The organism is Arthrobacter sp. GAS37, from assembly GCF_044908325.1.
Lineage (GTDB): Bacteria > Actinomycetota > Actinomycetes > Actinomycetales > Micrococcaceae > Arthrobacter > Arthrobacter ramosus.
The window spans coordinates 95318-109328 of sequence record NZ_JBIYDB010000015.1 but is presented as its reverse complement, the minus strand read 5'-3'; the positions used below and the strand labels follow the sequence as shown (position 1 = coordinate 109328).

Genomic DNA, 14011 nt, shown 5'->3' with positions numbered 1-14011 from the left:
ACACCCGCCAGGCCGCACGCCGCTTCTTCAAAAACGACACCCACTCCATCGTCGTGAAAGCCCTGCAACTCCTCGCCCGCCGAGGCGAAGTTGACGCACAGGCGGCAGCCCAGGCAATCGAGAAGTACAGTCTCCTCGATGTCAACGCCGGCACCACCGGAGGGGCAGGCGGCGAAAGCTAAGCCTCCAGCGAAGCAAAGCGAAGCAAAGCGAAGCCAGGCAACATCCCGACGGCGGCCCGCACCGAAAGGCGCGGGCCGCCGTCGGGCTTTAACACCCGGGCTTCAATGATCGCCGCACAACACCAATCGGCGCAGCCAGTGCGTGACGCGCACCAATCGCAGTTGTAGCCTTCGCACAAATGGAGCTTGTGGATGATGCGCCGTATGCTCAAGGCATGGCAGAGCCGATTCAAACCCCCGCAAAACGCAAAGCGGCTGCGCGCACGGTAACACCGGAAAAGGCGGAGACCCTCAAGCGGCTCCGTGCCAATGTGGGGCAGTTGTCCACCACCACCATGCGCAAGCTTGAGAAATCGTTGCCTTGGTACAGCCGGCTGAGCTCCGACGAACGTTCAGCCTTGGGCCTGGTTGCCCAAAACGGAATCGCGGCTTTCGTGACGTGGTACGAAAGGCCGAGCTCGCCGTCGTGGATCCTGACGGACGTCTTCGGGAATGCTCCCACGGAGCTGACCCGCTCCATCAGCCTGCAAAAGGCCCTCCAGCTGATCCGGATCGTCGTCGAGGTGGTGGAGGACCAGGTCCCCGTGATCGCACCCGAAGCCGACCAGCCTTCTTTGCGCGAAGCGGTCCTGCGCTATTCGCGGGAAGTGGCATTCGCCGCCGCTGATGTCTATGCCCGCGCCGCCGAGTCCCGCGGTTCCTGGGACACCAGGCTTGAAGCCCTGATTGTGGACGCCATCCTCCGTGGCGAGAACACCGATGCCCTCCGTTCCCGCATCGCGGCCCTCGGCTGGAAGGCCCAGGAGCGGTTCACGGTGATGGTGGGAAACTCGCCGTCGGAACCAAGCGCAAGCTATGTGAGCGAGTTGCGCCGGACCGCAGGACGCTACGCGGAGGACGCGCTTGTTGGCATCCAGGGCGACCGCCTCATCCTGATTCTGGGTGGCGTGCAAGACCGCGACACCGCGTATCTGAAACTAAGCGAGCTGTTCGCCCCGGGCGCGGTGGTCTACGGACCCGAGGCCGGCTCCCTGTTGGAGGCAAGCAGTTCTGCCCAGGCAGCCTTTGCAGGGCTCACTGCCGCCAGGGCCTGGCCGTCGGCTCCGCGACCGGTAGCGGCGGACGACCTCCTCCCGGAACGCGTAGTCTCGGGTGACGACGCCGCCCGTCGTTCCCTCATCAAGAACATTTACCGCCCGCTGCTGGCCGCTTCCAACGGCCTTGTCGAAACCCTCAGCACCTATTTGGAACTTGGCCATTCCCTCGAAGCAACGGCCCGCGAGTTGTTCGTCCATGCAAACACCGTGCGGTATCGTCTCAAGCGCGTCTGCGACGTCACAGGGTGGGACCCGCTCCTCCCGCGGGAGGCTTTCGTGCTCCAAATTGCGTTGGTTGTGGGCAGGCTTTCGGCCCAGCCAAAGGCGACGTCGGAGCGTCACGGTACCCGATCCGCGGGTTGAACCGTTGTAGACTTCCTACAAACTGACCCAGTGAGCTTGGTGTACGCAAACACCAGTAGTTCGCGCGGCAATTTGGAAAGCTGGTTACGTGCTTGCAATCGTCTGCCCTGGACAGGGCTCCCAGACCCCTGGATTTTTGGCCCCTTGGCTGGAGCTCCCTTCCGTAGAAGGCCATTTGGCCTTCCTGAGCGAAATCGCAGGCATCGACCTCAAGGCCCACGGCACCACCTCCGATGAAGAAACCATCAAGGACACTGCCGTCGCGCAGCCCTTGATTGTTGCCGCAGGGCTCGTGGCAGCGAAATCGCTGTTCGACGTCGAACTCAGTACCCTTCCGATCGTCCTTGCCGGCCACTCGGTCGGGGAGATCACGGCCTCGGCGCTTGCAGGTGTCCTGAGCGAGGAAGAAGCCATGACGTTTGTCCGCGAGCGTGCCAACAACATGGCCGCTGCCGCCGCCGTCACCCCCACCGGGATGAGTGCCGTCGTCGGCGGCGATCCGGCGGAGGTGCTGTCCGCTATCGAGGCCGCCGGCGCAACTCCCGCGAATGTCAACGGCGCGGGCCAGACCGTTGCCGCAGGCACGTTCGAACAGCTCCAGGCACTGGCTGACAACCCGCCGGCCAAAGCCAGGGTCATCCCGCTGAAGGTCGCCGGAGCATTCCACACCTCCCACATGGCTCCCGCGGTGAGCGCGCTTGAAGCACTGCGACCGTCCCTCAAGCCGCAGGCTCCAACAGTTCCCTTGCTCTCGAACTTCGACGGCCAGGAGGTCACGGACGGCGGCGCCGCCGTCGAAAGCCTGATCGCCCAGGTTTCGCGCCCGGTGCGTTGGGACCTGTGCATGGAGAACCTGGTCCAGCGCGGAGTCACCGGACTTATCGAGCTGGCACCTGCGGGCACCCTGGCCGGCCTCGCCAAGCGCGGCATGCCAGGCGTGAAAACCGTTGCCGTCAAGACCCCGGATGATTTGTCCGCCGCACTCGCACTCTTCGCGGAATTGGAGGGAGACGCATGAGCGCCCCCGTACTCAAGCAAGCACCGACAAGGGAATATTCACGAATTGTCGGCCTCGGGGCATACCGCCCGGAGATCATCGTCACCAACGACGACGTCTGCCAGTGGATCGATTCCTCGGACGAATGGATCCGCCAACGCACCGGTATCGTGACCCGCCACCGCGCCGCAGCAAATGTCAGCGTCATCGACATGGCCGAGGGGGCCGCCCGCGAGGCACTCAAGCAGGCCGGCATTGAGGCTTCCCAACTGGGTGCCGTCATTATCTCCACCGTCACGCACCCTTATGCCACGCCGTCCGCGGCTGCCGCCCTCGCCGACCGTTTGGGGGCCACCCCGGCACCGGCCTTCGACATTTCCGCGGCGTGTGCAGGCTACTGCTACGGCATTGCCCAGGGCGATGCCTTGGTCCGATCGGGCGCGACTGAATACGTCCTGGTGGTCGGCGCCGAGAAGCTCTCGGACGTCATCGACAACCATGAACGAACCATTTCCTTCCTACTTGGCGACGGTGCCGGCGCAGTGATCATCGGCCCGTCCGACACGCCCGGCATTGCCCCGTCCGTCTGGGGATCCGATGGCAGCAAGTGGAACGCGATCGGCATGACGCATTCCCTTGACGAAGTCCGCAACCTTGGCGAGACTGCCCGCCATTCGGATGAATCCGACGATCAGGCCATTATTTCGGCAGCGCAGGATGTTTGGCCGACGCTCCGGCAGGACGGCCAGACGGTCTTCCGTTGGGCTGTCTGGGAAATGGCGAAGGTTGCCCAGCAAGCCCTCGACGCCGCAGGGATTGAAGCCTCGGATCTGGCAGCGTTTGTCCCCCACCAGGCGAACATGCGGATCATCGATGAAATGGTCAAGAAGCTCAAACTTCCCGAAACCGTGGTGGTTGCACGGGACATCGCCGATGCGGGAAACACTTCTGCTGCCTCCATTCCGCTGGCCACGCACCGCCTCCTCAAGGAGAACCCTGCGCTCAGCGGTGGCCTCGCCTTGCAGATCGGATTCGGTGCCGGTCTTGTGTTTGGTGCCCAGGTAATCGTTCTTCCGTAGTTTCGGACCGTGCCTACCTTCCAATTGAATAGTGCTTTGAAACCCAAACCGTATCCGCGGTTTGCCCCCATTTCCGGCAATAGCCGGCACAACAAGAAAAGGAGCCAACAATGGCTAGCAACGAAGAAATCCTGGCCGGCCTGGCTGAAATCGTGAACGAAGAGACCGGCCTCGCCACCGAAGCCGTGGAGCTGGACAAGTCCTTCACCGAGGACCTGGACATCGACTCCATCTCCATGATGACCATCGTCGTCAACGCTGAAGAGAAGTTCGGCGTCCGCATCCCGGACGAAGAGGTCAAGAACCTCAAGACCGTCGGCGACGCCGTCAACTTCATCTCGAACGCACAGGCCTAGCCTGGCCTCAACTGTGCCGGACTTCGGGTGCGCCCTGTTGCATCCGAAGCCCGGCACAGCTGCTATATCTCCCAAAGTTTTTTCCTGCCTCCCCAGTGAGAACAGCACATGGGTTGGCTGATCCGACAGAGAGTGATCGCATGGCACGCAAAGTAGTCATAACCGGTCTGGGCGCTACAACGCCCATCGGCGGCGACGTCCCCACGATGTGGAAGAACGCGCTCAAAGGGGTCTCCGGTGCCCACACACTCGAGGACGAGTGGGTTGCCAAGTATGACCTTCCGGTCCACTTTGCCGCCCGGTGCTCGACGCCGGCCCTCGAGGTTCTGAGCCGCGTTGAAGCCAAACGCATGGACCCGTCCACGCAGTTTGGTGTCATTGCCGCCCGCGAGGCCTGGGCGGATTCCGGTATCACCGAAATCGACCACGATCGCCTTGCCGTGGCTTTCGCCACGGGCATCGGCGGCGTCTGGACGCTCCTGGACGCTTGGGACACGCTGAGGGAAAAGGGCCCCCGCCGGGTCCTGCCCATGACGGTCCCCATGCTCATGCCGAACGGCGTCGCCGCAGCGGTCAGCCTTGACCTTGGTGCCCGCGCCGGTGCGCACACCCCTGTTTCTGCTTGCGCTTCCGGCACCGAAGCGATGCACCTCGGCCTGGACCTCATCCGCTCGGGCAAGGCCGACGTCGTCGTGTGCGGTGGCGCCGAAGCCGCCATCCACCCGATGCCACTCGCCGCGTTTTCCTCGATGCAGGCCCTCTCCCGCCGCAATGACGATCCCGAGCACGCTTCGCGGCCATACGACCGCGACCGCGACGGCTTCGTCATGGGTGAAGGCGCCGGCGCCCTGGTCCTGGAAGCCGAGGAGCACGCGATCGCCCGTGGTGCGCGCATCTACGCTGAGCTCGCCGGTACGTCGGTCACAGCTGACGCCTACCACATCACGGCACCGGACCCGGAAGGCCTGGGCGCTACCCGCGCTTTGAAGGCTGCCATGTTCGATGGCCGCATCCAGGCCGAGGACGTCGTGCACGTCAACGCCCACGCCACCTCGACGCCTGTCGGTGACAAGCCCGAGTACACGGCGCTCCGTGCCGCACTGGGCGCCCACGTCGACAATGTGGCGGTCTCTGCCACCAAGTCGCAGATGGGCCACCTGTTGGGCGCTTCAGGGGCCGTAGAAGCAGTGCTCACGGTTCTTGCCGTCTACGAACGCCAGGCTCCGTTGACCATCAACCTTGAGAACCAGGATCCGGAGATCCCGCTCGACGTCGTCACTTCGGCGCGCACTTTGCCCGCCGGTGACATCGTCGCTTTGAGCAACTCCTTCGGTTTCGGTGGCCACAACGCCGTCATCGCCATCCGCAACGTCTGACAGTCGCTGCAGGTCGAGGCGCAAGCCAGGCACAAGAGGAGGGCCCCACCGTGGTGGGGCCCTCCTCTTTGCTATGGAAAAACTGTCTAGGTACTTTGTTCCCTAACCGACTTGGTGGAGCCAGCGCACAGGGGCCCCTTCGGCAGCATGCCGGAAGGGCTCGAGCTCTTCGTCCCAGGCCTCGCCAAGCGCCAAGGAAAGCTCGTGGTAGACGGCGGCAGGATCTCCCGCCCCCGACTCGTAGGCGTACCGGATGCGGTCCTCAGTCACCATGATGTTGCCGTGGACATCGGTGACGGCATGGAAAATACCCAACTCCGGAGTGTGCGACCAACGCGCGCCGTCCACGCCTTGGCTCGGCTCCTCGGTGACTTCGTAGCGTAGGTGTGCCCACCCACGCAGCGCCGAAGCCAATTGGGCACCCGTTCCAGGGACTCCTGCCCAAGAGAGCTCGGCGCGGAACATTCCGGGCGCGGCAGGTTGAGGGGTCCACTCAAGATCGGTCCGCTTGTCAACGACCGATCCGATGGCCCACTCAACGTGAGGGCACAACGCGGTAGGGGCCGAATGCACAAACAAGACACCGCGGGTTATTGCAACAGACATTCCATCCTCCATAGCTGTAGGTACGTCTTCCCCAACGACCTCTGCCTGGATGAAATCTTGCTGCGCGCGGGTGCCGCGCTGTTCCGGTTTCCCTACCTATCTTTGATTTTTTCCGCAGCGGAAGAACTTTCAAGTTTAGGTTGAAAGTTTCCCCGCAGTGCTTTCATTTTGCCGTACGGACCGGAATTACGCCAGTGCGATTCACGGACGGGCGGATTTCCTCCCTTAGGGCTTTCGAAGTGTTGCACGGTTTCCAGGTTTTCATGCACGGGGGTGGGCTTGTTGATAGCTCCTGCGAAGCCGGTCTACCGACACATGGGTGTAGATCTGGGTTGTCGCGAGGCTGCTGTGTCCCAGAATTTCCTGCACCGCACGCAGGTCCGCCCCGCCGTCGAGCAAATGGGTGGCGGCAGTGTGGCGCAGGGCGTGGGGTCCGGTTGCCCCGGTATCCCCCAAGGCCGCCAGGAGGTCGTTGACGACGCTGCGGGCCTGGCGCTGATCGATCCGGTTGCCCCTTGAACTGAGAAAGAGTGCCGGTCCGCTACGCTCGGTTGCGAGCCGCGGACGGCCGAGGCGAAGCCAATCGTCGACGGCGAGCGCAGCCGGGACCCCATACGGCACCGTCCGCTCCTTGTTGCCCTTGCCGAGCACGCGAAGAGTTCGGCGCTCCATATCGAGATCATCGATGTCCAGACCGGCGAGCTCGCCGACGCGGATCCCCGCGGCATAGAGCAATTCGACGACGGCGCGGTTTCTCAACGGCATCGCAGAGCCGTCCGCGGCTGCCTCTGACAGGTTTTCGAAGATCCTGGAGACCTGCTGCTGGTGAAGGACTCCAGGAAGCGTGTGGTCCCGTTTGGGGGCTTGGAGCCGAATAGCCGGGTCCGAGGCGATGAGTTCTTCCCGCAGGGCCCAGGAGGTGAACGCGCGGGCCGTCGCGGCATGCCGGGCGATGGTTGCCCTGGACCGGCCGGATTCGCTTTGTGCCCCCAGCCAACGCCGGAGGGTACCGAGTTCCAGGGCTGCGAGCTCCCCCACGCCCTCCGCGGCAGCGAAACGCAGCAGGTTCTCGACGTCTGCGATGTACGCCCTCACAGTGTGGGCAGACCTGGCCCGTTCGCCTTCGAGGTAACGCCGGAAGTCCTGAACGGACCCGGCGAGTGCTTCGGGGAGGGGTTTCTCTTGCACCCTTCCACTGTGCCAGCCGCGAGGCCCGGTGGCTGGCATCGCCACGTTCGGCCATCTTCACCTTTGACCGATGGACCTGTAAATCCTGTAGTACTGCCACAGGAGCAACCCCTGCCAGACTGCGAAAAGAATCCAAAGCCATGCCGGGCCAGTGCCGCCTTGGACGAACAAGACGGCTCCCAGGATCAGAAAGAGACCGATTTGCTGTCCAATCACGAACCTCGCGGGCTGCGCCCTTGACTTCATCATGTCCATATCATCCCTGCTCAAGAGCGATTAGTCTCGAGGGGCAACTATCCACAGCTCCAGACAACGCCTGCACCTCCTGCCATAGCACCGATACCGTATATGGCCCAGCCCGCGGCCCCTCCTGCGGGAAGGGAAATGAGTGTAGCAATGCAATCACGGCAAAGATGGAAAGCACGTTTAGTTTCACAGTCATTTCGGCTCCTTTGCTGAAACGACGGAAGGACGATCACCCATGTCGTCCCTACTGACGCTACGCCAACTTGCAGCTAACTGATAGTTGACTGTCAAATAAGTTACGAATTTGAAAGCCGGATGTGATATCAGACACGAGACGGTCTTCCGACCCGCCTATCCGAGGGAGGTTGATGTTTCTCCGGCCCAGGATCAAGAAACTCGGGAAGATACCCCGAACCAGGCTCAACCTGCCATCCAGTCCCAGAATCACCCCTGCTTCCCCGACCTCTTCCACGCCCCGCTCACTGATACCGCTAAACCCAACAAACCGAGGCGTCCAAGACCGGCCCTGACGGACTCGGCGCTGAGCCCTGCCACGACCGCGAGCTTCTCCACCGAGCTCGTCGAACGGACGGGCAGGGCGTCGAGCAGGATCAGGTCCTCGAGGGTGAGTCCGTCGTGGTCTGAGGCGGCCGTTTCCTTTTCGCCGACGAGCCCCTCACCGCTCGACCCCGCCAGTTCAGCGATCTCTCCGACGTCCGTGACGCAGACAGCCCCGCCATCCCGGAGGAGCCGATGGCAGCCCGCAGAGTTGGCGCTGTGGATGGATCCCGGGACCACGGCGACCGCCCTCCCGATGGATTCAGCATGATGAGCTGTATTCAGGGCACCCGAACGCCATCGCGCTTCCACCACCACGGTCACCGCGGCCAAGGCGGCGATAATCCTGTTCCGCTGAAGGAAGCGGTAACGGGTAGGCGCCGAGCCCGGGGGAACCTCGGCGATGACCGCCCCTTGGTTTGCCACGGCACGCAGCAGGCCCTCATTTCCGGACGGATAGTATCGGTCCACGCCCCCGGCCATCACCGCGATGGTCGGCATGTCGCTGGTGCCCCCGGCCAAAGCCCCGCGGTGCGCGTGGGCGTCGATCCCGTAGGCCCCTCCGGACACGACCGTGCAGCCGCGCTGACCCAGCCCATAGGCAAAGTCACCCGTTACAGAGGCCCCGTAGCTCGTACTGTCCCGTGAGCCGACAAGCGCCACTACCCGCCGCACGGGTGGAAACTCCAATTCGTGTCCCCGCCACCACAAACACAACGGTTCATGAAGGCCCAGATCTGCCAACTGCGAGGGCCACAACGGGTCGCCGGGGATGACCATGCGGCCACCGAGGCGTTGCATGGTGGCAAGATCGCGTTCCGGGGCAAGGTCCGGGATCCGGGGCGCCCACCGGCGCAACGCAGCGGCCAATCCGGCCCCGGCAGAAGAAACCCCGCTGTCAACCAACAAGGAAGCCACTTCCTGCCCAAGCCCATGCCCGGGAGCGAGCTCGCCGGTAGCTATTCTGAGACCGTCAACGGCCCCGGCGGCTTGCACGAGCGCGAGTCCGGCCGCATCTTGCGGTTCCATGAGCCGTGACAACGCTGCCCGGGCTACGCGCTCCCTTTTCCGGTCCGGAGCGTCCGAGGTGAGCTGCTGGCCGTGTTCAGTCATGGCGTGTCCTTTCATGCGGCCGCAACCGCCTGCCGCAAGCCGAGGGCCTGCCCGATGTCGTCGCTGTGGGGTTGGTCCCTGTGGCCCAGGTCCGCGAGGGTCCACGCGAGACGCAGGACGCGGTCGTAGCCCCTCGCAGTGAGGATTCCACGCTCCAGGGAAGTGTCAAGAATCTTCGTGGTCGCTGAAGGCAGGCGCAGTTCGCCGCGCAGTACACGCCCGGGAACCTGCGAGTTGGTTTCCATCCCGAAACTCCCCAGGCGCTCGCGTTGCCGTGACCGGGCGGCATGGACCCTCCCGGCGACCGTGGCTGTGTCCTCCTCCGCGCCGGATTGCCCAAAGTCCGCGAGGGATACACGTTCCACCTGGAGCTGGATGTCCACTCTGTCCAGCAAGGGCCCGGACATGCGCCCGAAGTAGCGGCGTCGCATCACCGGAGTGCAGGTGCAATCGACTCCCTTCCCCGTGGCCTTCCCGCAAGGGCAAGGATTCGCCGCGAGAACCAGCTGGAAACGGGCCGGATATGCAGCGGTGCCGGCGGAGCGGTGAATGACCAGCTCTCCACTCTCCAGAGGTTGCCGCAGGGCGTCCAGGACCCGGCGTTCGTACTCGGGTGCCTCGTCAAGAAACAAGACGCCACGGTGCGCCCGTGATGCCGCCCCGGGCCGCGGCAGGCCGGAACCACCGCCGATGATTGCTGCGGCGGTCGCGCTGTGATGGGGATTTTCAAAGGGCGGGCGGCGCAATAGCTGTACCGAGTCAACATGGACAGCCGAAAGCGAATGGATCGCCGTGACTTCCATGGCTTCCCGGTCCCCTAAATCCGGCAAGAGTCCCGGGAGCCGCTCGGCAAGCATCGTCTTGCCGGCACCCGGCGGACCGCAAAGCAGCACATGATGTGCCCCGGCCGCTGCAACCTCCAAGGCGCGGCGGGCATCGCCCTGCCCCGAGACATCGCAAAGATCCGGAACAACCGCGGCACCGACGTCCTGATCTCCTGCAACGTCGCCGCCGGCCGGGTCATAATCCAAGGCCAGGTCCTGCGGATCGGCCCCGAAATCAAACGCAAGACGAGCCAGGGTCTTGTAGCCACGAACCACCGCCCCGGGAACCAACTCTGCCTCGGCGACGTTTGCCTGGGCCACCACAATCTCGGGGTGACCGGCCTGAACCGCCGCCATGACCGCCGGCAAGATGCCGCGAACCGGCCTCAACCTGCCATCCAGCCCCAACTCGGAGATGAAGACCGTGTCTTCGGTAGAACGGATATCACCCGCAGCGCGCAATACTGCCATGGTGATCGCGAGGTCGAACCCCGAGCCGCGCTTCGGCAGTGAGGCCGGAATCAGGTTTGCGGTGATCTTTCGGCGACTCAGCGGGATGCCGGAATTCTGCGCCGCGGAACGAATGCGCTCCTTGGCTTCGTTCAGGGAGGCATCCGGCAACCCCAGGATCACGAAGTTGGGGAGGGTTTGGCCGATATCTGCTTCGACCTCCACGATGTAGCCGTTCAGGCCGAGCAAAGCCACAGAGTAGCTTCGACCGACGCCCATCTAGCCCACGCCCCTGAGGTGTTCGAGCCTTGGCTCGACTACGCCGTCGTCGATGATTCCCACGACATCCACCCGCCGGCGCGGGGCCTGCAGTTCGTGATCACGGCACCACGAAAGGGCCAAGCGATGGAGCCGGGCGAGTTTGGCGGCGTCAACCGCTTCGAAAGGATGCCCATAGGCCAGGTTCTTCCGGGTCTTGACCTCGGCAATCACCAAGGTGTCGCCGTCGAGCGCCACGATGTCGATCTCGCCCTCGGAGCATCTCCAATTGCGGTCCACAATGCGCATTCCCTGGGTTTCAAGGAAAGCTACGGCCAGCGTTTCACCGTGCCGGCCCAACCAGTCTTTGGCTCTCATGACCACCTCCGCTTCCAGCCTGGAGGCGCGGACAATCCAAAGACAGGGGCCAGTTTGGCTATGTGGGAAACTCCGTCAGTAAGACGGTGTGGAGGAGACGTAGGCGGGTTTTCCTAGTTGCCCAGGTTGCCGAGATCGCCTAGATCGCCGTCCTTTGGCAGGGAGAGTTCCTCGCTGCGCGGCAGTTCTTCGACATTGACGTCCTTGAACGTAATGACCCTGACATTCTTCACGAAACGGGCCGAACGGTAGACGTCCCAAACCCAGGCATCCTGGAGCGTCAGGTCGAAATAGACCTCGCCATCGGCACTCCGGGCCTGCAGGTCAACATGGTTTGCCAGATAGAACCGGCGTTCGGTCTCGACAACGTAGCTGAACAAACCAACGACGTCGCGGTATTCGCGGTAGAGCTGCAGCTCCATGTCGGTTTCGTAGTTCTCAAGATCCTCGGCACTCATAGATCCATCTTGCACCATAGAGGGCGCGCACGCCGCCACGGTCGGGCGGGCGGCATCCAGGACAAGGAAAAGCGGAGGCTAGAGCAGGTTCCAGCTGGTCCGGTGGTACGGCGTGGGACCCAACGAACGGATGGCATCGCGGTGGAAGGACGTGGCGTAACCCTTGTTCTCGTTCCAGCCGAAAGCTGGATATTCCTCGTGCAGCTCAATCATGATGCGGTCCCTGGCCACCTTGGCCAGTACGCTGGCGGACGCCACGCTGAGGCAACTCATGTCCGCCTTCACCCGGGTGTGCACCGGCGCCTCGCAGGCGGGCCCGGACGGCTCGGTGTCGAACAAGGAGCCCTGTGTCTGGGGTGAGAGCCAGTTGTGGCTCCCGTCCAGGAGGACGAGGTCCGGATGCACGCCCGAGGCGAGAATCTCGAACCAGGCGCGTGTTCCTGCAAGGCGCAGGGCTCCCACTATTCCGAACGCATCGATCTCCGCCGAACTTGCGTGGCCCACTGCGGAGGCAACCGCCCATTCTCGCACCAGCGGCTCCAACCGCTCACGGTCCTCGGGTTTGAGAAGCTTGCTGTCGCGGACATCGGCGAGCAATCCGTGGTCCCTGAGGTCGACGACGGCGATCCCCACCGACACCGGTCCGGCGAGGGATCCGCGGCCTACTTCATCCACACCGGCCAGAAGCGTGACTCCAGGAGACAAGAAACCCCGTTCGACGTCCAGGGTCGGAAAATCAGGAGCGTGCTTGGTCCGCGCGGCGGGTTTCCGCTGCGTCCGAACCGGAGCTCCCGTCCCCGCCGGAACCATCATTTGCCCGCTGGAGCCGTTGGTGAAGCCGTGTTCTGGGGCGACGGCGCGGGAACGTTGCGGAAGACCTCGGAGTGGTTGTCAAGGATTTGCCAACGGTTGATGGGCCAGGCGATAACCGTGGCTTTGCCCTCGACGTCGGAGATGTCGATGAAACCACCATTGACTGATTGGTGTTCGCGGGAGTCGGCCGAGTTGTTGCGGTTGTCGCCCATAACCCAAATTTTGCCCGCCGGGACCACTACATCGAAAGACTTGGCCATGGGAACCTGGGCAGGATTGATGTAGCTCTCGTTGAGGACAGTGCCGTTGACGCTGACCCGCGCGGAACTGTCGCAGCAGGAGACCCGGTCCCCCGGGAGGCCGATCACGCGCTTGACGAGGTGCTGATTGGTCTCGTCCGGGAGCAGCCCGACGAAGACAAGACCGTCCTGGAACCATTTGAAGGGCCCGGGCGTCGTCTTCTGCGTAGGCGGAAGCCATCCTTGTGCGTCCTTGAAGACCACGATGTCGCCGCGCTCCAGTGCGAACGGTTGCGGGACCAGCAGATTAACGAAAATCCGGTCGTCAACGTCAAGGGTGTTGACCATGGATTCCGAGGGAATGAAGAAAGCACGGAACAGGAAGGTCTTGATCAGGAAGGACAAGACGATCGCGATGACCACCACGGTGCCGATTTCCCTGAGCCAGCCGAGGAACGGACTGCCTTGGGTTTTGCCGGCAGTCTCGGAGCGATCGCTTTCGCCCGATTCCAGCCGCGAATCCCGCCGTGCGGCGCGGCGCGGAGACTCCTGCTCCTCAGGCTGGGGCGTCGTCGAGCCAGTCGCGCTCCCCGGGGCCGGATCGGCATCGTCCGCTGCAAGATCCATGGCGGGAGCGGACGGTCCGTCCAGGAGCCGGGCGTCGTCGTCGTGCCGTTCCGGCTTCCCGGGAGTTGTCTCGGGCATCTATTGTCCGTTCTTCGAGGTTGTACCGGCCTGCGCAGGGCGAGGTAGTTCTGCAAATCTATCAAGCGGCCAGATAATCCGGACCGGACGCCCGATGACACGCTCCAGCGGCACCATCCCTCCGCCGGGCGCGCCCAGAAGGCTGCGCGAATCGGCCGATCGTGAACGGTGGTCACCCATGAGCCACAATCGGTCATTGGGAACGATGACGTCGAACCTCTGTTCGCTCGGCGTGTCGCCGGGATACAGATAGGGTTCCTCAAGCGGCTGACCGTTGACTGTGAGTTTGCCATCGGTGCCACAACAAGCGACGTGGTCTCCGGGAAGCCCGATGACACGCTTGACGTATGTGGTGTCGCTTCCCGTCAGGCCCAGCCAGTGGCCCGTGGCGGCCACGGCGTCGGCAAACGGTCCTTTGCCGCTGTTCAGCGGAGCGAAGGTTCCCCTGCCGTCGAAGACCACAATGTCTCCACGGCGAATAGGGTCTGCGGCGAAATCGGTCCGGGACACAAGGATGCGGTCTCCGGTGCCCAGGATCGGCTCCATGGACTCGGAGGGGATGAAGTAGACGTCGATCCACAAGGACCGAACGAGCCCGCTGATAGCCACGGCCAGGACAAGTGCGAGCAAAACAAAACGCCAGCCCTGTTTCCGGGGCTGGCGTTTTGCGTGGTCCATGATTCGTTTCCTGTTGCGTTGCGGATTTCTCCGGCGCAGGCCGGACA

General features: G+C 63.5%; 15 protein-coding genes. 6 read left to right on the top strand and 9 right to left on the bottom strand.

Annotation, left to right across the window (positions count from 1 at the left end):
• The 6 genes from ABH924_RS13870 to fabF all read left to right on the top strand — a co-directional run.
• Positions 1-182 (top strand): hypothetical protein (locus ABH924_RS13870; RefSeq protein WP_404499610.1); only part of this gene is annotated, 182 nt, incomplete at its 5' end.
• A gap of 215 nt (positions 183-397) precedes the next feature.
• Complete coding sequence (locus tag ABH924_RS13865) at positions 398-1642, top strand: CdaR family transcriptional regulator (protein ID WP_234752287.1); 1245 nt, start codon at positions 398-400, stop codon at positions 1640-1642.
• A gap of 88 nt (positions 1643-1730) precedes the next feature.
• Positions 1731-2660, top strand: coding sequence for an ACP S-malonyltransferase (locus ABH924_RS13860; RefSeq protein ID WP_404499607.1), 930 nt, complete (start codon positions 1731-1733; stop codon positions 2658-2660).
• Positions 2657-3718 carry a beta-ketoacyl-ACP synthase III gene (locus ABH924_RS13855; RefSeq protein WP_404499606.1) on the top strand — a complete coding sequence of 354 codons (1062 nt, stop codon included), beginning with the start codon at positions 2657-2659 and terminating at the stop codon, positions 3716-3718. The genes ABH924_RS13860 and ABH924_RS13855 overlap by 4 nt, the downstream gene beginning before the upstream one ends.
• A 110-nt stretch (positions 3719-3828) precedes the next feature.
• Positions 3829-4074 carry an acyl carrier protein gene (locus ABH924_RS13850; RefSeq protein WP_028267518.1) on the top strand — a complete coding sequence of 82 codons (246 nt, stop codon included), beginning with the start codon at positions 3829-3831 and terminating at the stop codon, positions 4072-4074.
• 140 nt (positions 4075-4214) lie between these two features.
• Positions 4215-5450: a beta-ketoacyl-ACP synthase II gene (gene fabF, locus ABH924_RS13845; protein WP_241710849.1), complete on the top strand. Its 1236-nt coding sequence runs from the start codon at positions 4215-4217 to the stop codon at positions 5448-5450.
• Between the two features lie 102 nt (positions 5451-5552).
• Here the strand turns inward: fabF and ABH924_RS13840 are convergent, their stop codons facing one another.
• The 9 genes from ABH924_RS13840 to lepB (ABH924_RS13800) form a co-directional block, all read right to left on the bottom strand.
• Complete coding sequence (locus ABH924_RS13840) at positions 5553-6056, bottom strand: DUF3145 domain-containing protein (RefSeq protein WP_078108617.1); 504 nt, start codon at positions 6054-6056, stop codon at positions 5553-5555.
• 261 nt (positions 6057-6317) lie between these two features.
• Complete coding sequence (locus ABH924_RS13835; protein WP_404499620.1) at positions 6318-7283, bottom strand: tyrosine recombinase XerC; 966 nt, start codon at positions 7281-7283, stop codon at positions 6318-6320.
• Between the two features lie 651 nt (positions 7284-7934).
• Positions 7935-9161: a DNA-processing protein DprA gene (gene dprA / locus ABH924_RS13830; protein WP_404499603.1), complete on the bottom strand. Its 1227-nt coding sequence runs from the start codon at positions 9159-9161 to the stop codon at positions 7935-7937.
• A gap of 11 nt (positions 9162-9172) precedes the next feature.
• Positions 9173-10714: a YifB family Mg chelatase-like AAA ATPase gene (locus tag ABH924_RS13825; protein WP_404499601.1), complete on the bottom strand. Its 1542-nt coding sequence runs from the start codon at positions 10712-10714 to the stop codon at positions 9173-9175.
• A complete protein-coding gene (locus tag ABH924_RS13820; RefSeq protein WP_404499599.1) occupies positions 10715-11071 on the bottom strand; it encodes a YraN family protein in 357 nt (118 codons plus the stop codon). It abuts the gene before it with no gap.
• A 113-nt stretch (positions 11072-11184) separates the two neighbouring features.
• Complete coding sequence (locus tag ABH924_RS13815) at positions 11185-11529, bottom strand: DUF2469 domain-containing protein (protein WP_059387678.1); 345 nt, start codon at positions 11527-11529, stop codon at positions 11185-11187.
• A 78-nt stretch (positions 11530-11607) separates the two neighbouring features.
• Complete coding sequence (locus ABH924_RS13810) at positions 11608-12342, bottom strand: ribonuclease HII (protein ID WP_404499597.1); 735 nt, start codon at positions 12340-12342, stop codon at positions 11608-11610.
• Entirely contained in the window at positions 12339-13286 is a 948-nt protein-coding gene (lepB, locus tag ABH924_RS13805) for a signal peptidase I (RefSeq protein ID WP_404499595.1), read from the bottom strand. Before lepB (ABH924_RS13805) ends, ABH924_RS13810 begins: the two co-directional genes overlap by 4 nt.
• A complete protein-coding gene (gene lepB, locus ABH924_RS13800; RefSeq protein WP_404499593.1) occupies positions 13287-13964 on the bottom strand; it encodes a signal peptidase I in 678 nt (225 codons plus the stop codon).
• Positions 13965-14011: the final 47 nt, after the last annotated feature.

Bases quoted from the DNA above. Each gene is read 5' to 3' on its own strand.
- ABH924_RS13865 (WP_234752287.1), top strand. From the start codon at position 398: ATGGCAGAGCCGATTCAAACCCCCGCAAAACGCAAAGCGGCTGCGCGC.
- ABH924_RS13855 (WP_404499606.1), top strand. From the start codon at position 2,657: ATGAGCGCCCCCGTACTCAAGCAAGCACCGACAAGGGAATATTCACGA.
- ABH924_RS13850 (WP_028267518.1), top strand. From the start codon at position 3,829: ATGGCTAGCAACGAAGAAATCCTGGCCGGCCTGGCTGAAATCGTGAAC.
- fabF (WP_241710849.1), top strand. From the start codon at position 4,215: ATGGCACGCAAAGTAGTCATAACCGGTCTGGGCGCTACAACGCCCATC.
- ABH924_RS13840 (WP_078108617.1), bottom strand. From the start codon at position 6,056: ATGTCTGTTGCAATAACCCGCGGTGTCTTGTTTGTGCATTCGGCCCCT.
- ABH924_RS13835 (WP_404499620.1), bottom strand. From the start codon at position 7,283: ATGCCAGCCACCGGGCCTCGCGGCTGGCACAGTGGAAGGGTGCAAGAG.
- dprA (WP_404499603.1), bottom strand. From the start codon at position 9,161: ATGACTGAACACGGCCAGCAGCTCACCTCGGACGCTCCGGACCGGAAA.
- ABH924_RS13825 (WP_404499601.1), bottom strand. From the start codon at position 10,714: ATGGGCGTCGGTCGAAGCTACTCTGTGGCTTTGCTCGGCCTGAACGGC.
- ABH924_RS13820 (WP_404499599.1), bottom strand. From the start codon at position 11,071: ATGAGAGCCAAAGACTGGTTGGGCCGGCACGGTGAAACGCTGGCCGTA.
- ABH924_RS13815 (WP_059387678.1), bottom strand. From the start codon at position 11,529: ATGAGTGCCGAGGATCTTGAGAACTACGAAACCGACATGGAGCTGCAG.
- ABH924_RS13810 (WP_404499597.1), bottom strand. From the start codon at position 12,342: ATGATGGTTCCGGCGGGGACGGGAGCTCCGGTTCGGACGCAGCGGAAA.
- lepB (WP_404499595.1), bottom strand. From the start codon at position 13,286: ATGCCCGAGACAACTCCCGGGAAGCCGGAACGGCACGACGACGACGCC.
- lepB (WP_404499593.1), bottom strand. From the start codon at position 13,964: ATGGACCACGCAAAACGCCAGCCCCGGAAACAGGGCTGGCGTTTTGTT.